General features: G+C 52.4%; 15 protein-coding genes. 9 read left to right on the forward strand and 6 right to left on the reverse strand.

The window, feature by feature from the left end; all coding sequences use genetic code 11:
• The first annotated feature begins 24 nt into the window (after positions 1-24).
• Together WC5_RS25555 and guaC are read left to right on the forward strand one after the other, a co-directional pair.
• A complete protein-coding gene (locus WC5_RS25555; protein ID WP_176241868.1) occupies positions 25-69 on the forward strand; it encodes a hypothetical protein in 45 nt (14 codons plus the stop codon).
• A gap of 155 nt (positions 70-224) precedes the next feature.
• Positions 225-1,268, forward strand: a complete 1,044-nt coding sequence (gene guaC, locus WC5_RS11365) for a GMP reductase (RefSeq protein ID WP_001217347.1) — start codon at positions 225-227, stop codon at positions 1,266-1,268.
• Between the two features lie 34 nt (positions 1,269-1,302).
• Here guaC and hofC read toward each other — a convergent pair whose 3' ends face one another.
• The 4 genes from hofC to nadC form a co-directional block, all read right to left on the reverse strand.
• The gene (hofC, locus tag WC5_RS11360) at positions 1,303-2,505 is read right to left on the reverse strand and encodes a protein transport protein HofC (RefSeq protein WP_000157280.1); all 1,203 of its coding nucleotides are present in this window, start codon (positions 2,503-2,505) and stop codon (positions 1,303-1,305) included.
• Positions 2,495-3,880 (reverse strand): type II secretion system protein GspE, encoded by a 1,386-nt coding sequence (gene gspE / locus WC5_RS11355; protein WP_001027404.1) that lies wholly within the window; start codon positions 3,878-3,880, stop codon positions 2,495-2,497. The genes hofC and gspE overlap by 11 nt, the downstream gene beginning before the upstream one ends.
• Before the next feature lie 9 nt (positions 3,881-3,889).
• Entirely contained in the window at positions 3,890-4,330 is a 441-nt protein-coding gene (ppdD, locus tag WC5_RS11350; protein WP_000360898.1) for a prepilin peptidase-dependent pilin, read from the reverse strand.
• Positions 4,331-4,532: 202 nt separating this feature from the next.
• Positions 4,533-5,426, reverse strand: coding sequence for a carboxylating nicotinate-nucleotide diphosphorylase (nadC, locus tag WC5_RS11345; protein WP_001135186.1), 894 nt, complete (start codon positions 5,424-5,426; stop codon positions 4,533-4,535).
• 87 nt (positions 5,427-5,513) lie between these two features.
• Between nadC and ampD the strand changes: the two genes are divergently transcribed.
• Entirely contained in the window at positions 5,514-6,065 is a 552-nt protein-coding gene (gene ampD, locus WC5_RS11340; protein ID WP_000923717.1) for a 1,6-anhydro-N-acetylmuramyl-L-alanine amidase AmpD, read from the forward strand.
• On the forward strand, positions 6,062-6,916 hold the full coding sequence (ampE, locus tag WC5_RS11335; protein WP_000171990.1) for a beta-lactamase regulator AmpE: 855 nt from the start codon (positions 6,062-6,064) through the stop codon (positions 6,914-6,916). Before ampD ends, ampE begins: the two co-directional genes overlap by 4 nt.
• A 42-nt stretch (positions 6,917-6,958) precedes the next feature.
• Here the strand turns inward: ampE and aroP are convergent, their stop codons facing one another.
• Positions 6,959-8,332, reverse strand: coding sequence for an aromatic amino acid transporter AroP (aroP, locus tag WC5_RS11330; RefSeq protein ID WP_077629236.1), 1,374 nt, complete (start codon positions 8,330-8,332; stop codon positions 6,959-6,961).
• Between the two features lie 540 nt (positions 8,333-8,872).
• Here aroP and pdhR point away from each other — a divergent pair.
• The 4 genes from pdhR to lpdA all read left to right on the forward strand — a co-directional run bounded on the left by pdhR (position 8,873) and on the right by lpdA (position 16,006).
• Positions 8,873-9,637: a pyruvate dehydrogenase complex transcriptional repressor PdhR gene (gene pdhR / locus WC5_RS11325; RefSeq protein WP_000331776.1), complete on the forward strand. Its 765-nt coding sequence runs from the start codon at positions 8,873-8,875 to the stop codon at positions 9,635-9,637.
• Between the two features lie 160 nt (positions 9,638-9,797).
• On the forward strand, positions 9,798-12,461 hold the full coding sequence (gene aceE, locus WC5_RS11320) for a pyruvate dehydrogenase (acetyl-transferring), homodimeric type (RefSeq protein ID WP_000003836.1): 2,664 nt from the start codon (positions 9,798-9,800) through the stop codon (positions 12,459-12,461).
• A gap of 14 nt (positions 12,462-12,475) precedes the next feature.
• Positions 12,476-14,374 carry a pyruvate dehydrogenase complex dihydrolipoyllysine-residue acetyltransferase gene (aceF, locus tag WC5_RS11315; protein WP_000963503.1) on the forward strand — a complete coding sequence of 633 codons (1,899 nt, stop codon included), beginning with the start codon at positions 12,476-12,478 and terminating at the stop codon, positions 14,372-14,374.
• Between the two features lie 207 nt (positions 14,375-14,581).
• Positions 14,582-16,006: a dihydrolipoyl dehydrogenase gene (gene lpdA / locus WC5_RS11310; protein ID WP_000102484.1), complete on the forward strand. Its 1,425-nt coding sequence runs from the start codon at positions 14,582-14,584 to the stop codon at positions 16,004-16,006.
• A 169-nt stretch (positions 16,007-16,175) separates the two neighbouring features.
• Here the strand turns inward: lpdA and WC5_RS11305 are convergent, their stop codons facing one another.
• Positions 16,176-17,915, reverse strand: coding sequence for a DUF3300 domain-containing protein (locus WC5_RS11305; RefSeq protein WP_000784396.1), 1,740 nt, complete (start codon positions 17,913-17,915; stop codon positions 16,176-16,178).
• Positions 17,916-18,269: 354 nt separating this feature from the next.
• Here WC5_RS11305 and acnB point away from each other — a divergent pair, with 354 nt between their 5' ends.
• Positions 18,270-20,867 (forward strand): bifunctional aconitate hydratase 2/2-methylisocitrate dehydratase, encoded by a 2,598-nt coding sequence (gene acnB / locus WC5_RS11300; protein ID WP_010350028.1) that lies wholly within the window; start codon positions 18,270-18,272, stop codon positions 20,865-20,867.
• Positions 20,868-20,957: the final 90 nt, after the last annotated feature.

Raw genomic sequence — 20,957 nt, forward strand, 5'->3', positions numbered from 1 at the left:
AATTTATATTCCCGGGAATTCATCATGATTATCAAAACGTTAAAAATGAGCGTACAAAAGCGAAATTGATGGAACGTTCGCTCATTATTTACCAGGTAAATTTATGGGATTGTAGCGTAAAAAAAGACAATTTCGCAGTCTTGCGCCACATCGATTAGTGCGTATGATAGCGTCACTGGAGTTGCGCTCTTATCCTTATAGCCATTAACCCCAGGAATCCGCACATGCGTATTGAAGAAGATCTGAAGTTAGGTTTTAAAGACGTCCTCATCCGTCCTAAACGTTCTACTCTTAAAAGTCGTTCCGATGTTGAACTGGAGCGTCAATTCACCTTCAAACATTCAGGTCAGAGCTGGTCCGGCGTGCCGATTATCGCCGCGAATATGGACACCGTAGGCACTTTTTCCATGGCCTCTGCGCTGGCTTCTTTTGATATTCTTACCGCTGTGCATAAACACTATTCTGTCGAAGAGTGGCAAGCGTTTATCAACAATTCTTCCGCTGATGTGCTGAAACATGTGATGGTTTCTACCGGCACGTCTGATGCGGATTTCGAAAAAACCAAACAAATTCTCGACCTGAACCCGGAATTAAACTTCGTTTGTATTGACGTGGCGAATGGTTATTCCGAACACTTCGTGCAGTTCGTTGCGAAAGCGCGTGAAGCGTGGCCGACCAAAACCATTTGTGCTGGCAACGTAGTGACTGGTGAAATGTGTGAGGAGCTTATCCTCTCCGGTGCCGATATCGTTAAAGTTGGTATTGGCCCAGGTTCTGTCTGTACAACTCGCGTCAAAACAGGCGTCGGTTATCCGCAACTTTCTGCGGTAATCGAATGTGCCGATGCTGCGCACGGTCTGGGCGGGATGATCGTCAGCGATGGTGGCTGCACCACACCGGGCGATGTCGCGAAAGCTTTTGGCGGCGGTGCTGATTTCGTGATGCTCGGCGGTATGCTGGCAGGCCACGAAGAGAGTGGTGGTCGCATTGTAGAAGAGAACGGCGAGAAATTTATGCTGTTCTACGGCATGAGCTCCGAGTCTGCGATGAAACGCCACGTTGGCGGCGTTGCAGAATATCGCGCTGCAGAAGGTAAAACCGTTAAGCTGCCGCTGCGTGGTCCGGTTGAAAATACCGCGCGTGATATTTTAGGCGGTCTGCGTTCAGCTTGTACATACGTTGGGGCTTCACGCCTGAAAGAGCTGACCAAGCGCACCACGTTTATCCGTGTGCAGGAACAAGAAAACCGTATCTTCAATAACCTGTAATCTCCCAATGCTGGCGTGGATCACCACGCCAGCGTTATCCCATCCCACTCATCGCATCGCCTAAATGGAAAATTGGCAGGTACATTGCCACCACTAGCGTACCGATAATTCCTCCTGTAATGACCAGCAACGCCGGTTCCAGTAAGGCTGCAAGATTATCTGCCAGCGCCAGCGTGTTATCCCGATGATGGTGGGCGAGATTCTCCAGCATGAGATCCAGCGAGCCGGATGCCTCTCCTGTTCTCACTAATTGCAAACAGAGTGGGCTAAACTCACCGGCATTTTTTAGCGCCAGCCAGATGGGCTGACCGTTACTGATATCGTGCTGGATTTGTGTCAGAAGTTGCGCCCAGTACGGGCAGCGCATTGTTTCTCTGACGCTCTCAACCCCTTGTAAAAAAGTAATTCCTGCACTTTGTGTCAGCGCCAGAATCGTAAAAATCTGCGTGAGTTTTTGTCCCCGCATCAGGGAACCCATAATTGGGATGCGTAACAGCAATTTCTGTCGCACGATAAGCCAGGTCGGACGGCGCATCAGCAACTTATTGGCTATCGCCAGCAGAAAGCCGAACAACACCAGCAACCAGCCCCATTCACTACTAAAGTCTGCCAGCGTCATGATCCCCTGCGTTAGCGCCGGTAGTGGGGTATTAAAGGTCTTATAGATAGCGGCAAACTCCGGCAGAACAAAATGCAGCATTGCCATAACCACCATGATTGCCATCGCTAAAATGATGATGGGATAACGCAACGCTGATTTCACTTTGTCGGTCAACTGACGTTGGGCTTTTTGCTGGCGCGCCAGTTCAAAGCAGCATTCATCCAGCTTACCGGTCAGTTCACCCGTGCGGATCATCGCCTGATAGAGCGGTGGGAAAACCTCTGACCAGGGTAATAAGGCATTGGAAAAGGCAACGCCCTGTTCGAGATCGTGCGCCAGCGATTGCAGCAATACTTGCCATTGCTTACAGGGATGCTGTTCCGCCAGCAGCGCCAGCCCTTCAGAAAGGGTTAAGCCGGCTTTGAGTAGCGTCGCCAGTTGATGAATGACTTCCGCGCTTTTATCTCCTCGCCACTGTGCAGGATTGATGGCGATTCGCTTCAGACGCAGTGGGGTAACCGTCTGTTGCTGTAGCGCAAAAATCAACAAAGTACGGCTTTCTGCCCATAGCATCCCATCTTGCATATTGCCGTCGCCGGTTATGCCATGCCAGCGCCAGAGTTGCTTACTCGCCATGCGGCATCCCCAATACGCGGATTAACTCTTCAAAGGTGGTTAAGCCTTGCTCCACGGCCAGGCAGCCGTTTTCAAAAAGCGTGCGCATTCCCGCCTGTCGGGCGTGCGTTTCCAGCGATTCAACGTCGGTATTAGCGGAAATAAGCTGACGTATGACCGGTGTTATAGGCAGAACTTCAAACAAGGCCGTGCGACCATAAAAACCGTGGTAGCAGTGTCTACAACCGGGTGCTTGCCAGCGGGGCAGCGGCGATGTCCATACATTGTCGGGAATATGGATGGGTTCCCCTTGCTGCAGGCGACAATGCGGGCAAAGTTTGCGTACCAGCCGCTGGGCTATCACCAGCGTGAGCGCCGATGAAAGCATCCAGCGAGCAACGCCCATTTGCTGTAAACGCACCAGCGTTTCGCAGGTGGAATTAGTGTGTAGCGTGGACAATACCAGGTGACCGGTTTGCGCGGCTTTAATGGCAATTTCTGCCGTTTCGCCATCGCGGATCTCTCCGATCATGATGACGTCAGGATCCTGGCGCAATAACGCACGCAAAACGCCCTGAAAGGTAAGACCGGCACGTGGATGGATTTGTGTCTGGTTTAGCCCGGCGATGGGGATCTCAACGGGATCTTCGACGCTACAAATATTAATATCAGCGGTATTCAGCGTTTGCAGGGCGCTATAAAGCGTGACAGTTTTTCCGCTTCCGGTTGGCCCAGTTACCAGCACCAGTCCTTGTGGTTGCTGTAGGGCATGAGCAAAGTCCGCCAGTTGTAACGGCTGCATTCCCAGCGTGTTGACATCCAGCGCCTGGTTTACCTGCTGTAACAACCGTAATACCACCTTTTCACCGCCCCGACATGGCAAGGTTGCAATACGAAATGAGACGGCGTTCCCTGCCAGTTCGACAGTGAATTGCCCGTCCTGCGGCAGGCGATGTTCCGCAATATCCAGGCTTCCCAGCACTTTTAATCTGGCGGTTAATGCGGCTCCGGCATCCCGTGGAACATCTGGTAAAGGATGCAGCACGCCGTCGATACGCAAGCGGATACGGTAGGCGCTGTTCGCTGGTTCGATATGAATATCAGACGCGCGTTGTTCCAGCGCAGATTGTAACGTTTGGGTCAGCAACTCTGCCTTGAGCTGATGTTTCTCCTGAACGGTTACGGGCAACGTTTGTTGTGAGCGGCTGGCATGGCCTTCCATTTGCTGGCGCGTCCAGCAGGTGATCTCAATGCGTTTAGTGGTGGCAAAATGTAAGGCATCGAGGAATTCATGCGAAGGCGCATCGACTACCGCAACATGAACCACCTCTTCGCTGGCATCCAGCAAGACTCCCTGATAACGCAGACACAGGGCGGTGAGCTGTGAAATATTCATTGCCGCTCCTTAGTTGGCGTCATCAAAGCGGAAGACATCTTCGCAGGCTTGCTGCAATGCGCTGTCACTTTGAATATTGCAGTTGCGCGTCCAGCCGGTGACGCCGTTTGCGTTATCCCAACCCGGTGTCATGATGACGTTTAAACCATTAAGACTTTCTTGCCCGGTCAGCGACACCACGCCCTTCGCCACGCTCATGGCAGAGACATAGCGAGTGGTGGTGGGCGAGGGGATACCATTGCTACCGCCGTCACAGGTGTCTAATCCACCATGTTCCAGCGCGCACAATTCTACGGCAGTACGGTAAGGCACAAAGGTTTGTAGCATGTCGGTGAGTGCTGCTTTGCGCAGGTAGTTCTGATAAGCGGGAATGCCGATGGCGCTTAAAATGGCAATGATGCCAATAACCACCATCAGTTCGATAAGTGTAAAACCGCGTTGCTTGTCCATCTGTTTCGCTCCTTGATTTCGTTGGCGCTACTTTGGCAAACGCCATCGGTACAGGCGAGGGGCAAAAAACGAAACGGGAAGGTGGCTTCCGGGGTTTTTTATTACGTTGCAGCGAAAGACAAGAAATTTGCGAGGCGTTACGAAGAAAGTTGGGGAAGGGAAGATTATCCGCCCGCTACGGAGCGGATAAATCTGTCAGGAATTAGCGAAAACGCATTGAGAGATCGAGTGCCTGTACGTGTTTAGTTAGTGCACCGACGGAGATAAAGTCCACGCCCGTTTCGGCAAATTCGCGCAGTGTTTTGTCGGTGACGTTGCCAGACACTTCCAGTAGCGCCTTGCCGTTGGTGCGTTTGACGGCTTCGCGCATCTGTTCTGTTTCGAAGTTATCCAGCATGATGATATCGGCACCTGCTTTCAGGGCTTCATCAAGTTCTTCCAGATTTTCTACTTCGACTTCTACTGGCGCATCAGGGTGCAGCCAGGACGCTTTTTCGACCGCCTGACGCACTGAGCCGGAGGCAATAATATGGTTTTCTTTGATCAGGAAGGCGTCAGAAAGCCCCAGACGGTGATTCGCTCCGCCGCCGCAAAGTACCGCGTATTTCAGAGCCGAACGCAGACCCGGCAAGGTTTTGCGCGTATCCAACAACTGCGTGTTGGTGCCTTCCAGTAATTCGACATAGTGGCGAACCTTACTGGCAACCCCGGAAAGAGTTTGCACAAAATTGAGCGCCGTGCGTTCGCCCGTTAACAGCACGCGGGATGGGCCTTCAAGTTCGAACAAGGGTTGATTGGCGTGGATGAGTTCGCCGTCATCCACATGCCAAATAATGGTGACATCGTCGCCTGCCAGTTGAATAAACACCTCTTCAACCCAGCGTTTGCCGCAAAATACGCCATTTTCGCGGGTGATCACCGTGGCATGAGAGCGAGAATTTTCCGATAAAAGTTTTGCCGTAATGTCGTTGTTGGCATCAACTGTTCCGCCTAAATCTTCTCGCAGCGCCTGAGCCACCGCGCCGGGGATATCGAGATTAATGCGTTCCAGCAGCTCGTCACGTCGGGTGTCAGGGTTATAGCGGCGAGGCGGCATGTTAAAACTCCAGATAGCTAACGAATCATAAGGTAGAAACATGCTACTCTGAACCGGGTATTAGCACCACATATAAGGAGATCCTGCATGTTGTTAGAACAGGGGTGGCTGGTCGGCGCGCGCCGCGTTCCCTCACCACATTACGATTGCCGCCCGGATGACGAAACACCCACCCTGCTGGTGGTGCACAATATTAGCCTGCCGCCAGGTGAGTTTGGCGGTCCGTGGATTGATGCATTATTCACCGGAACTATTGATCCGCAGGCACATCCCTTCTTTGCTGAGATCGCCCATTTGCGCGTTTCCGCCCACTGTTTGATTCGCCGTGATGGTGAAATTGTCCAGTATGTTCCTTTCGATAAACGCGCCTGGCACGCGGGGATATCTCAGTATCAAGGTCGCGAACGCTGTAATGATTTTTCTATTGGGATTGAGCTGGAAGGCACCGACACGCTGGCTTATACCGATGCGCAGTATCAGCAACTGGCGGCGGTTACGCGGGCGCTGATTCATCGCTATCCAGATATCGCTAATAACATGACGGGGCATTGCGATATTGCGCCGGATCGTAAAACCGATCCTGGTCCTGCATTTGATTGGGCACGGTTTCGTGCGCTGGTCAGCAAGGAGACAACATGACGCTATTCACAACCTTACTGGTGTTAATTTTTGAGCGCCTGTTTAAGTTGGGCGAGCACTGGCAGCTTGATCACCGTCTTGAAGCGTTCTTTCGGCGGGTGAAACATTTTTCGCTGGGGCGCACGTTAGGTATGACCATTATTGCGATGGGGGTGACTTTTTTGCTGTTGCGCGCGTTGCATGGGTTATTGTTCAACGTCCCGACGCTGCTGGTATGGCTGTTGCTTGGTTTGCTGTGTATTGGCGCGGGTAAAGTGCGTCTCCATTATCATGCATATCTGGCAGCCGCTTCACGTAATGATAGCCATGCCCGCTCCACGATGGCTGGCGAACTCACTATGATTCACGGCGTCCCAGCAGGCTGCGATGAACGTGAATACTTGCGTGAACTGCAAAATGCACTGCTGTGGATTAACTTTCGTTTTTACTTGGCGCCGCTGTTCTGGTTGATTGTAGGGGGAACCTGGGGGCCAGTTACGCTGATGGGTTATGCGTTTTTGCGTGCATGGCAATACTGGCTGGCGCGTTACCAGACGCCGCATCATCGTTTACAGTCCGGCATTGATGCCGTGCTTCATGTGCTGGATTGGGTGCCGGTTCGCCTTGCGGGCGTGGTATATGCCTTGATCGGTCACGGAGAGAAAGCATTACCTGCCTGGTTTGCTTCGCTGGGTGATTTCCATACTTCGCAATATCAGGTGTTAACGCGTCTGGCGCAGTTCTCTCTGGCGCGTGAACCGCATGTTGATAAGGTGGAGACGCCGAAAGCAGCGGTTTCAATGGCGAAGAAAACTTCGTTCGTGGTTGTGGTGGTGATTGCGCTACTGACGATTTACGGAGCGTTAGTGTAAAGATTGTAGCCCTCACCCAGCGCGGGTGAGGGCGTAGAGAAATTAATGCGCTTTTACGGCTTTTGCGGTTTTCTCTTTAAACAGATAGCCGATGCCTAACACGAGCAGCCATACCGGGATCAGGTAAACCGAAATCGCCATTCCCGGCGTCATCAGCATAATCACCAGAACCGCCGCCATAAACAGCAGGCAGATCCAGTTACCCAGCGGATAGAGCAGAGCAGGGAAACGGGTAGCCACACCTTGTGCTTGTTTGGCGCGACGGAATTTCATATGCGCAAGACTTATCATCGCCCAGTTGATTACCAGAGCGGAAACCACCAGCGCCATTAACAGTCCGAACGCGGACTCTGGGGCAAGGTAGTTAATCAGTACGCACAATGTCGTAACCAGCGCAGAGACCAGAATGGTGTTTACCGGTACGCCGCGTTTATCGACGGAAGCGAGCATTTTCGGTGCGTTTCCTTGTTGTGCCAGACCGAAAAGCATACGGCTGTTGCAGTAGACGCAACTGTTGTAAACCGAAAGCGCCGCCGTCAACACCACGATATTCAGGGCGTTAGCGACAAAAGTATCGCCCAACTCGTGGAAGATCAGCACAAACGGACTGGTATCGGCGGTAACGCGCGTCCACGGCATCAGGGAGAGCAGAACGGCTAAGGAACCAATGTAGAAAATCAGGATGCGGTAGATAACCTGGTTAGTCGCTTTGGGAATACTTTGCTCCGGGTTATCTGCTTCTGCTGCGGTGATGCCTACTAGTTCCAGACCGCCGAACGAGAACATGATAATCGCCATCATCATCACCAGCCCGGTGAAGCCGTGCGGCAGGAAGCCACCTTGATCCCACAGGTTGCTAACGCTCGCCTGCGGGCCACCGTTGCCGCTGAACAGCAGCCAGCCACCGAAGATGATCATCGCCACCACCGCGATAACTTTGATAATGGCAAACCAGAACTCCATCTCGCCAAACACTTTAACGTTGGTCAGGTTGATGGCATTGATCACCACAAAGAATACGGCGGCCGAAGCCCAGGTGGGGATTTCCGGATACCAGAACTGAATGTATTTGCCGACGGCAGTAAGCTCTGCCATGGCAACTAAAACGTACAGTACCCAGTAGTTCCAGCCAGAGGCGAAACCAGCAAAACTGCCCCAGTATTTATAAGCAAAGTGGCTGAAGGAGCCTGCTACCGGTTCTTCGACCACCATTTCACCTAACTGACGCATGATCAGAAAGGCGATAAAACCGGCAATAGCGTAACCCAGGATAATCCCTGGCCCTGCGGACTGTATTACGGAGGCGCTTCCCAGGAATAGTCCTGTCCCTATCGCGCCACCCAGCGCGATAAGCTGGATATGGCGGTTTTTAAGGCCGCGCTTTAGCTGCTCGCCGTGCTGTTGACCTTCCATCATGAAACCTCGTGCGGTGATTGTTTTTTTGATCTACGCAGTGATGCGTGTGTAAGTTTGCAATTCCGTTTGTTGTATTAATTTGTTTACATCAAAAACGTTTGAATTGTTACAAAGGGACTTCCGTCAGATCAAGAATAATGGTATGCGCCAGTGAATGCACTCGCTTTATGCCAGGTTGAAGATGAGTTGCCTAAAAAGAAATCGTTTGTAAAGGAAAGCCCCGAAACACCCCATCGCAATAAATGAATATAAATTCATTTTAATGGCATTAAAAATCGAAAAATTGGTAAGTGAATCGGTTCAATTTGGATTTTTATAGTTTAATAAACGTTAAAAAAACCATTGCTCACGTAAAGTCTACATTTGTGCATAGTTACAATTTTGAAACGTCATATGTGTCAAGTTGTTAAAATGTGCACAGTTTCATGATTTCAATCAAAACCTGTATGGACATAAGGTGAATACTTTGTTACTTTAGCGTCACAGACATGAAATTGGTAAGACCAATTGACTTCGGCAAGTGGCTTAAGACAGGAACTCATGGCCTACAGCAAAATCCGCCAACCAAAACTCTCCGATGTGATTGAGCAGCAACTGGAGTTTTTGATCCTCGAAGGCACACTTCGTCCGGGCGAAAAACTCCCACCGGAACGCGAACTGGCGAAACAGTTCGACGTCTCCCGTCCCTCCTTGCGTGAGGCGATTCAACGTCTCGAAGCGAAGGGCTTGTTGCTTCGTCGCCAGGGTGGCGGCACTTTTGTCCAGAGCAGCCTCTGGCAAAGTTTCAGCGATCCGCTGGTGGAGCTGCTCTCCGACCATCCTGAATCACAGTATGACTTGCTCGAAACACGACACGCCCTGGAAGGTATCGCCGCTTATTACGCCGCGCTGCGTAGTACCGATGAAGACAAGGAACGCATTCGTGAACTCCACCACGCCATAGAACTGGCGCAGCAGTCTGGCGATCTGGACGCGGAATCAAATGCCGTACTCCAGTATCAGATTGCCGTCACCGAAGCGGCCCACAATGTGGTTCTGCTTCATCTGCTAAGGTGTATGGAGCCGATGTTGGCTCAGAATGTCCGTCAGAACTTCGAATTGCTCTATTCGCGTCGCGAGATGCTGCCGCTGGTGAGTAGTCACCGCACCCGCATATTCGAAGCGATTATGGCCGGTAAGCCGGAAGAAGCGCGCGAAGCATCACATCGCCATCTGGCCTTTATCGAAGAAATTTTGCTCGACAGAAGCCGTGAAGAGAGTCGCCGTGAGCGTTCTCTGCGCCGTCTGGAGCAACGAAAGAATTAGTGATTTTTCTGGTGAAAATTAGCCAGAAGATGTTGTAAATCAAGCGCATATAAAAGCGCGGCAACTAAACGTAGAACCTGTCTTATTGAGCTTTCCGGCGAGAGTTCAATGGGACAGGTTCCAGAAAACTCAACGTTATTAGATAGATAAGGAATAACCCATGTCAGAACGTTTCCCAAATGACGTGGATCCGATCGAAACTCGCGACTGGCTCCAGGCGATCGAATCGGTCATCCGTGAAGAAGGTGTTGAGCGTGCTCAGTATCTGATCGACCAACTGCTTGCTGAAGCCCGCAAAGGCGGAGTCAACGTAGCCGCAGGCACCGGCGTCAGCAACTACATCAACACCATCCCCGTTGAAGAACAACCGGAGTATCCGGGTAATCTGGAACTGGAACGCCGTATTCGTTCAGCTATCCGCTGGAACGCCATCATGACGGTTCTGCGTGCGTCGAAAAAAGACCTAGAACTGGGCGGCCACATGGCGTCCTTCCAGTCTTCCGCAACCATTTATGATGTGTGCTTTAACCACTTCTTCCGTGCACGCAACGAGCAGGATGGCGGCGACCTGGTTTACTTCCAGGGTCACATCTCTCCGGGCGTTTACGCACGTGCTTTCCTGGAAGGTCGTCTGACTCAGGAGCAGCTCGATAACTTCCGTCAGGAAGTTCACGGCAATGGCCTCTCTTCCTATCCGCACCCGAAACTGATGCCGGAATTCTGGCAGTTCCCGACCGTATCTATGGGTCTGGGACCGATTGGTGCTATTTACCAGGCTAAATTCCTGAAATATCTGGAACACCGTGGCCTGAAAGATACCTCTAAACAGACCGTTTACGCGTTCCTCGGCGACGGTGAAATGGACGAACCGGAATCCAAAGGTGCGATCACCATCGCTACCCGTGAAAAACTGGATAACCTGGTCTTCGTTATCAACTGTAACCTGCAGCGTCTTGACGGCCCGGTCACCGGTAACGGCAAGATCATCAACGAACTGGAAGGCATCTTCGAAGGTGCTGGCTGGAACGTGATCAAAGTGATGTGGGGTAGCCGTTGGGATGAACTGCTGCGTAAAGATACCAGCGGTAAACTGATCCAGCTGATGAACGAAACCGTTGACGGCGACTACCAGACCTTCAAATCGAAAGATGGCGCGTACGTTCGTGAACACTTCTTCGGTAAATATCCTGAAACCGCAGCACTGGTTGCAGACTGGACTGACGAGCAGATCTGGGCACTGAACCGTGGCGGTCACGATCCGAAGAAAATCTACGCTGCATTCAAGAAAGCGCAGGAAACCAAAGGCAAAGCGACTGTAATCCTTGCTCATACCATTAAAGGTTACGGCATGGGAGACGCGGCTGAAGGTAAAAACATCGCGCACCAGGTTAAGAAAATGAACATGGACGGCGTGCGTCACATCCGCGACCGTTTCAATGTGCCGGTGTCTGATGCAGATATCGAAAAACTGCCGTACATCACCTTCCCGGAAGGTTCTGAAGAGCATACCTATCTGCACGCTCAGCGTCAGAAACTGCACGGTTATCTGCCAAGCCGTCAGCCGAACTTCACCGAGAAGCTGGAGCTGCCGAGCCTGCAAGACTTCGGCGCGCTGCTGGAAGAGCAGAGCAAAGAGATCTCTACCACTATCGCTTTCGTCCGTGCCCTGAACGTGATGCTGAAGAACAAGTCGATCAAAGATCGTCTGGTACCGATCATCGCCGACGAAGCGCGTACTTTCGGTATGGAAGGTCTGTTCCGTCAGATTGGTATTTACAGCCCGAACGGTCAGCAGTACACCCCGCAGGACCGCGAGCAGGTTGCTTACTATAAAGAAGACGAGAAAGGTCAGATTCTGCAGGAAGGGATCAACGAGCTGGGCGCAGGTTGTTCCTGGCTGGCAGCGGCGACCTCTTACAGCACCAACAACCTGCCGATGATTCCGTTCTACATCTATTACTCGATGTTCGGCTTCCAGCGTATCGGCGATCTGTGCTGGGCGGCTGGCGACCAGCAAGCGCGTGGCTTCCTGATCGGCGGTACTTCCGGTCGTACTACCCTGAACGGCGAAGGTCTGCAGCACGAAGATGGTCACAGCCATATTCAGTCGCTGACTATCCCGAACTGTATCTCTTACGACCCGGCTTACGCTTACGAAGTTGCTGTCATCATGCATGACGGTCTGGAGCGTATGTACGGTGAAAAACAAGAGAACGTTTACTACTACATCACTACGCTGAACGAAAACTACCACATGCCGGCAATGCCGGAAGGTGCTGAGGAAGGTATCCGTAAAGGTATCTACAAACTCGAAACCATTGAAGGTAGCAAAGGTAAAGTTCAGCTGCTGGGCTCCGGTTCTATTCTGCGTCACGTCCGTGAAGCAGCACAGATCCTGGCGAAAGATTACGGCGTAGGTTCTGACGTATATAGCGTGACCTCCTTCACCGAACTGGCGCGTGATGGTCAGGATTGTGAACGCTGGAACATGCTGCACCCGCTGGAAACTCCGCGCGTTCCGTACATTGCTCAGGTGATGAACGACGCTCCGGCAGTGGCATCTACCGACTATATGAAACTGTTCGCTGAGCAGGTTCGTACTTACGTACCGGCTGACGACTACCGCGTCCTGGGTACTGATGGCTTCGGTCGTTCCGACAGCCGTGAGAACCTGCGTCACCACTTCGAAGTTGATGCTTCCTATGTAGTGGTTGCGGCGCTGGGCGAACTGGCTAAACGTGGCGAAATCGATAAGAAAGTGGTTGCTGACGCAATCGCCAAATTCAACATCGATGCAGAAAAAGTTAACCCGCGTCTGGCGTAAGAGGTAAAAGAATAATGGCTATCGAAATCAAAGTACCGGACATCGGGGCTGATGAAGTTGAAATCACCGAGATCCTGGTCAAAGTGGGCGACAAAGTTGAAGCCGAACAGTCGCTGATCACCGTAGAAGGCGACAAAGCCTCTATGGAAGTTCCGTCTCCGCAGGCAGGTATTGTTAAAGAGATTAAAGTCTCTGTTGGCGATAAAACCCAGACCGGTGCACTTATTATGATTTTCGATTCCGCCGACGGTGCAGCTGACGCTGCACCTGCTCAGGCAGAAGAGAAGAAAGAAGCAGCTCCGGCAGCAGCACCAGCGGCAGCGGCGGCAAAAGACGTTAACGTTCCGGATATCGGCAGCGACGAAGTCGAAGTGACCGAAATCCTGGTGAAAGTGGGCGATAAAGTTGAAGCTGAACAGTCGCTGATCACCGTAGAAGGCGACAAGGCTTCTATGGAAGTTCCGGCGCCGTTTGCGGGCACCGTGAAAGAGATCAAAGTGAATGTTGGCGACAAAGTGTCCACCGGCTCGCTGATCATGATCTTCGAAGTTGCGGGTGAAGCAGGTGCGGCAGCTCCGGCTCCGGCGGCTAAACAGGAAGCAGCTCCTGCAGCAGCACCAGCGCCAGCGGCTGGCGTGAAAGAAGTTAACGTTCCGGATATCGGCGGTGACGAAGTTGAAGTGACCGAAGTGATGGTGAAAGTGGGCGACAAAGTTGCCGCTGAACAGTCACTGATCACCGTAGAAGGCGACAAAGCCTCTATGGAAGTTCCGGCTCCGTTTGCAGGTGTTGTGAAGGAACTGAAAGTCAACGTTGGCGATAAAGTGAAAACTGGCTCGCTGATTATGATCTTCGAAGTTGAAGGCGCAGCGCCTGCGGCGGCTCCGGCGAAACAGGAAGCGGCAGCGCCGGCTCCGGCAGCAAAAGCTGAAGCTCCGGCAGCAGCACCGGCTGCGAAAGCCGAAGGCAAATCTGAATTTGCTGAAAACGACGCTTACGTTCACGCGACTCCGCTGATCCGTCGTCTGGCTCGCGAGTTTGGCGTTAACCTGGCGAAAGTGAAGGGCACAGGCCGTAAAGGTCGTATCCTGCGCGAAGACGTTCAGGTTTACGTGAAAGAAGCTATCAAACGTGCAGAAGCGGCTCCGGCGGCGACTGGCGGCGGTATCCCAGGCATGTTGCCGTGGCCGAAGGTGGACTTCAGCAAGTTTGGTGAAATCGAAGAAGTGGAACTGGGCCGTATCCAGAAAATCTCTGGCGCGAACCTGAGCCGTAACTGGGTGATGATCCCGCATGTTACTCACTTCGACAAAACCGATATCACCGAGCTGGAAGCGTTCCGTAAACAGCAGAACGAAGAAGCAGCGAAACGTAAGCTGGATGTGAAGATCACCCCGGTTGTCTTCATCATGAAAGCCGTTGCTGCGGCGCTTGAGCAGATGCCTCGCTTCAACAGTTCTCTGTCGGAAGACGGTCAGCGTCTGACCCTGAAGAAATACATCAACATCGGTGTGGCGGTGGATACCCCGAACGGTCTGGTTGTTCCGGTATTCAAAGACGTCAACAAGAAAGGCATCATCGAGCTGTCTCGCGAGCTGATGACCATTTCCAAGAAAGCGCGTGACGGTAAGCTGACTGCAAGCGAAATGCAGGGCGGTTGCTTTACCATCTCCAGCATCGGTGGCCTGGGTACTACCCACTTCGCACCGATTGTGAACGCACCGGAAGTGGCTATCCTCGGCGTTTCCAAGTCCGCGATGGAGCCGGTGTGGAATGGTAAAGAGTTCGTGCCGCGTCTGATGCTGCCGATTTCTCTCTCCTTCGACCACCGCGTGATCGACGGTGCTGATGGTGCCCGTTTCATTACCATCATTAACAACACGCTGTCTGATATTCGCCGTCTGGTGATGTAAATAAAAGAGCCGGCCCAACGGCCGGCTTTTTTCTGGTAATCTCATGAATGTATTGAGATTATTAGCGAATAGACAAATCGGTTGCCGTTTGTTGTTTAAAAATTGTTAACAATTTTGTAAAATACCGACGGATAGAACGACCCGGTGGATAATGGGCGTCATAAAAAAAACGTCAGACCCGCCGGAGATAAATATATAGAGGTCATGATGAGTACTGAAATCAAAACTCAGGTCGTGGTACTTGGGGCAGGCCCCGCAGGTTACTCTGCTGCCTTCCGTTGCGCTGATTTAGGTCTGGAAACCGTAATCGTAGAACGCTACAACACCCTCGGCGGTGTTTGCCTGAACGTCGGCTGTATCCCTTCTAAAGCACTGCTGCACGTAGCAAAAGTTATCGAAGAAGCCAAAGCTCTGGCTGAACACGGTATCGTCTTCGGTGAACCGAAAACTGATATCGACAAGATTCGTACCTGGAAAGAGAAAGTGATCAATCAGCTGACCGGTGGTCTGGCTGGTATGGCGAAAGGCCGCAAAGTAAAAGTGGTCAACGGTCTGGGTAAATTCACCGGGGCAAACACCCTGGAAGTTGAAGGTGAGAACGGTAAAACCGTGATCAACTTCGACAACGCGATCATCGCAGCGGGTTCTCGCCCGATCCAACTGCCGTTTATTCCGCATGAAGATCCGCGTATCTGGGACTCCACTGACGCGCTGGAACTGAAAGAAGTACCAGAACGCCTGCTGGTTATGGGTGGCGGTATCATCGGTCTGGAAATGGGAACCGTATACCACGCGCTGGGTTCACAGATTGACGTGGTTGAAATGTTCGACCAGGTTATCCCGGCAGCTGACAAAGACATCGTTAAAGTCTTCACCAAACGTATCAGCAAGAAATTCAACCTGATGCTGGAAACCAAAGTCACTGCTGTTGAAGCGAAAGAAGACGGTATTTATGTGACGATGGAAGGCAAAAAAGCACCGGCTGAACCGCAGCGTTACGACGCCGTGCTGGTAGCGATTGGTCGTGTGCCGAACGGTAAAAACCTCGACGCAGGCAAAGCTGGCGTGGAAGTTGACGACCGTGGCTTCATCCGCGTTGATAAACAACTGCGTACTAACGTACCGCACATCTTTGCTATCGGCGATATCGTCGGTCAGCCGATGCTGGCACACAAAGGTGTTCACGAAGGTCACGTTGCTGCTGAAGTTATCGCAGGTAAGAAACACTACTTCGATCCGAAAGTTATCCCGTCTATCGCCTATACCGAACCAGAAGTTGCATGGGTGGGTCTGACCGAGAAAGAAGCGAAAGAGAAAGGCATCAGCTACGAAACCGCCACCTTCCCGTGGGCTGCTTCTGGTCGTGCTATCGCTTCCGACTGCGCAGACGGTATGACCAAACTGATTTTCGACAAAGAATCTCACCGTGTGATCGGTGGTGCAATTGTCGGTACTAACGGCGGCGAGCTGCTGGGTGAAATCGGTCTGGCAATCGAAATGGGTTGTGACGCGGAAGACATCGCGCTGACCATCCACGCGCACCCGACTCTGCACGAGTCTGTGGGTCTGGCGGCAGAAATATTCGAAGGTAGCATCACCGACCTGCCGAACCCGAAAGCGAAGAAGAAGTAATTCTTCGTGTGCCGGAACATCCGGCAAATTAAGAAGCGGCTATTCTGGCCGCTTCAGATTGTTGACAAAGTGCTCGTTGTTGATGCCGGATAAGCTTGCGCATCGGGCGATTCGATGTTTGTCATCAGTCTTAAGCGGCTAACAACGCCGCTTTTTTTACGCCTGCAATTTACCTTTCCTGTCTTCTTGCTCCACGCTCAGACAACCGTTCACGTACCGCTGACCGTTGTTCGTTATTCAGCCTGGCAGTATGGTTACTGTCGTTTAGACGTTGCGGGCGGTTCTCCTGAACTTTCTCCCGAAAAACCTGACGTTGTTCAGGAGATGCCGATTGAATACGCTGGCGGGCGTTATCACGCTGTTGTTGGTTCAGTGGGCGCTGCTCAGGTGATGCAGACTGAATATGCTGACGCGCCGCCTCTCTTCGCTGCTGGTTCTGCGGGTTAGTTCGCATTTTCTCGCGTACCGCCTGGCGCTGTTCGGGTGAGGCGGACTGAATACGCTCACGCGCCGCCTCTCTTCGCTGCTGGTTCTGCGGGTTAGTCTGCATTTTCTCGCGGACCGCCTGGCGCTGCTCAGGTGACGCGGACTGATAACGCTGACGAGCGGCATCCTTTTGCTGCTGGGTCAGTGGTTGGCGACGGCTGAACTCGCGAAAATCTTCATAATTACCATAGTGTTCCGCTTCATTAAACCGCTGTGCCGCAGCCTGACGCTGACTGTCGCGCGACGGTGCAGGTAGCGACGTGGCGCTCATGCCGCCACTGACATCGGTTTGATGAAACCGCTTTGCCATATCCCTGTCATGATAAGGCACACCATCTCGATAGTTTGGGTTGTGCCGCCATGCCATATTCTTATCAGTAAGATGCTCACCGGTGATGCGGTTGAAATTGTTGACGTCGATATTGATGTTGTCACCGTTGTGTTGCCAGCCGTTGCCGTCACGATGACCGCCATCGTGATGATAATCATCATCGTCATGATGATGATGGTCATGATCGTCGTCATCCCAGTCGATGCTGCTGAATAACGCGTATGTAGTGGCGACGCCCATGCTGTAGCCGAAACCGCGCACAAAGCTGTCAACAAACGGTTCTCCGGCTGGCGGCGGCAGATAAACCGGCGGATACGCGGAATTGGCCCAGTTCCCGTAAACCACGGTCGGGTTATAGTTGGGAATATAAACCATATCCGGATTGGTTGGTTCGATAGTTATTACGGTTGGTGCAGGCTCTGCAATGACGGGGCTGGCTGTTGAAACGGTATTGGATTGTATGACGGGAGCCGTGACAGCCTGTTTTACCGGTACAGCTTTCTTCGTTGCCGTAATGACTTTCTGTTCGGTTGATGACTTCAGCGATCCGGTTTGTTGCGCCAGTTGACGCAAACGCTGTACCGAGTCCATTACATCCTGCGGCTGCGCCAGAAACGCATCGCCGAGGTTTTGTACCCACTGCGGGTTTTCGCCCATCAATGCCATCAGCTGTGGAAACGCCACCAGTGATTTGACGCTGGCATCCCACGGCTGGTCAGCTACTGCCTGAATAGCAGCGTCACCTTGTTTAAGTGGATTATCGTGCGACCATTGCACTGCTTGCGCAACGTTTGCCGGATAGGTTGATGCCATTAACACTTGTGAAAGCAGAGAATCGGGGTACAGCGCGACAGGCGCGACCCATTGATCAATTTGTGCAGTACTGAAGGTAGATTTGACGACGGCGGGCGTTACTGGCGGCGCGGAAACCGTTGCAGGAAGCGTAGCTGTAGTGACAACAGGCACAGTTTGCGCTTCTACAGGCGTTTCCACAGTGCGGCTTTTTACATACAAAGCACCGGAAGTGGCACAAAGCCCGGCACTGCAAATTAGCGCCAGCACATGGGGTTTAAACAGCAAAGTCATTTTCATAATTCGGATCTCAAGGAAATCGCAATGGTCGGCGAACTGCCACCCGCAGGTGCTGTGAATCCGAGTATAAAGAGGCGGTAGTTTAAATTTTGACTAATCTTGGGATTCGTTGAGAAAGGTGATTATCACCAGGCGAATTAACGAGGTTTTTACGAAGGGAAACAATCTCTAGACCATCCTTAACGATTCAGCCACTTTTTTATGTTGCTTTTTTGTAAACAGATTAACACATCGTCAAAATCCTGCTATTCTGCCCGTTGCGGTACTGGGCATTTACCCTACAAACTGCTGTCTCACAGGAGCGTGAAGAGAATCGCCTGCCGCACTATGACAATGAGAGCGAGGAGAACCGTCGTGCTAGAAGAATACCGTAAGCACGTAGCTGAGCGTGCCGCTGAGGGGATTGCGCCCAAGCCCCTGGATGCAAACCAAATGGCCGCGCTCGTAGAGCTGCTGAAAAACCCGCCTGCGGGCGAAGAAGAATTCCTGTTAGATCTGTTAACCAACCGAGTTCCCCCTGGCGTCGATGAAGCCGCCTATGTAAAAGCTGGTTTCCTTGCTGCTGTCGCGAAAGGCGAAGCCAAATCCCCACTGTTGACTCCAGAAAAAGCCATTGAACTGCTGGGCACCATGCAGGGTGGTTACAACATTCATCCGCTGATTGATGCGTTGGACGATGCCAAACTGGCGCCAATTGCCGCCAAAGCACTGTCTCATACGCTGCTGATGTTCGATAACTTCTATGATGTAGAAGAAAAAGCCAAAGCAGGCAACAAATACGCGAAGCAGGTTATGCAGTCCTGGGCGGATGCCGAATGGTTCCTGAATCGCCCGGCGCTGGCTGAAAAACTGACCGTTACCGTTTTCAAAGTTACCGGCGAAACCAACACTGATGACCTCTCTCCGGCACCGGATGCGTGGTCACGCCCGGATATCCCACTGCACGCGCTGGCGATGCTGAAAAATGCCCGTGAAGGTATTGAGCCAGACCAGCCAGGCGTTGTTGGGCCGATCAAACAGATTGAAGCCCTGCAACAGAAAGGTTTCCCGCTGGCGTACGTCGGTGACGTTGTGGGCACGGGTTCTTCGCGTAAATCCGCCACTAACTCCGTACTGTGGTTTATGGGCGATGATATTCCGCATGTGCCAAACAAACGCGGTGGCGGACTGTGCCTCGGCGGCAAAATTGCACCAATCTTCTTTAACACGATGGAAGATGCCGGCGCACTGCCAATTGAAGTGGATGTTTCTAACCTGAATATGGGCGACGTGATTGACGTTTACCCTTACAAAGGTGAAGTACGTAACCACGAAACCAACGAACTGCTGGCGACCTTCGAACTGAAAACTGACGTACTGATCGATGAAGTACGTGCGGGTGGTCGTATTCCGCTGATTATCGGTCGTGGCCTGACCACCAAAGCGCGTGAAGCACTTGGTCTGCCGCACAGCGATGTCTTCCGTCAGGCGAAAGATGTCGCTGAAAGCGATCGCGGCTTCTCGCTGGCGCAGAAAATGGTTGGTCGTGCCTGTGGCGTGAAAGGCATTCGTCCGGGCGCTTACTGTGAGCCGAAAATGACTTCGGTCGGTTCTCAGGACACCACCGGCCCAATGACCCGTGATGAACTGAAAGACCTGGCGTGCCTGGGCTTCTCGGCTGACCTGGTGATGCAGTCTTTCTGTCACACAGCGGCTTATCCGAAGCCGGTTGACGTTAACACACACCACACGCTGCCGGACTTCATTATGAACCGTGGCGGTGTGTCGCTGCGTCCGGGTGATGGCGTAATCCACTCCTGGCTGAACCGTATGCTGCTGCCGGATACCGTGGGTACTGGCGGTGACTCTCATACTCGTTTCCCGATTGGTATCTCCTTCCCGGCGGGTTCTGGTCTGGTGGCATTTGCTGCCGCGACTGGCGTTATGCCGCTGGATATGCCGGAATCCGTTCTGGTGCGCTTCAAAGGCAAAATGCAGCCGGGCATTACCCTGCGCGATCTGGTACACGCGATCCCGCTGTATGCGATCAAACAAGGTCTGCTGACCGTTGAGAAAAAAGGTAAGAAAAACATCTTCTCTGGTCGCATTCTGGAAATTGAAGGTCTGCCGGATCTGAAAGTTGAGCAGGCATTTGAGCTGACCGATGCGTCCGCCGAGCGTTCCGCTGCCGGTTGTACCATTAAGCTGAACAAAGAGCCGATTATCGAATACCTGAACTCCAACATCGTTCTGCTGAAGTGGATGATCGCGGAAGGTTACGGCGATCGTCGTACCCTCGAACGTCGTATTCAGGGCATGGAAAAATGGCTGGCGAATCCTGAGCTGCTGGAAGCCGATGCGGATGCGGAATACGCGGCAGTGATCGACATCGATCTGGCGGATATTAAAGAGCCAATCCTGTGTGCTCCGAACGATCCAGACGACGCACGTCCGCTGTCAGCGGTACAGGGCGAGAAGATCGACGAAGTATTTATCGGTTCCTGCATGACCAACATCGGTCACTTCCGTGCTGCGGGTAAACTGCTGGATGCGCACAAAGGCCAACTGCCGACGCGCCTGTGGGTGGCACCGCCAACCCGTATGGACGCTGCACAGTTGACCGAAGAAGGCTACTACAGCGTCTTCGGTAAGAGTGGTGCGCGTATCGAGATCCCTGGCTGTTCCCTGTGTATGGGCAACCAGGCGCGTGTGGCAGACGGCGCGACGGTGGTTTCCACCTCGACCCGTAACTTCCCGAACCGTCTGGGGACTGGCGCGAACGTCTTCCTGGCTTCTGCGGAGCTGGCTGCTGTCGCGGCACTTCTTGGCAAACTGCCAACGCCGGAGGAGTACCAGACCTACGTTGCGCAGGTAGATAAAACTGCCGTTGATACTTACCGTTATCTGAACTTCAACCAGCTTTCTCAGTACACCGAAAAAGCGGATGGGGTGATTTTCCAGACTGCGGTTTAAAAAGTCAGCGCACGCGCTGCGCATAAACGAGACAATGCCCGGTGAATGTGATTCCCGGGCATTTTTTATTTCTAAACCATCGCCGTTCCG

The sequence above is a fragment of the Escherichia sp. KTE114 genome (assembly GCF_000407765.1).
In the GTDB taxonomy this organism is placed as follows: domain Bacteria; phylum Pseudomonadota; class Gammaproteobacteria; order Enterobacterales; family Enterobacteriaceae; genus Escherichia; species Escherichia ruysiae.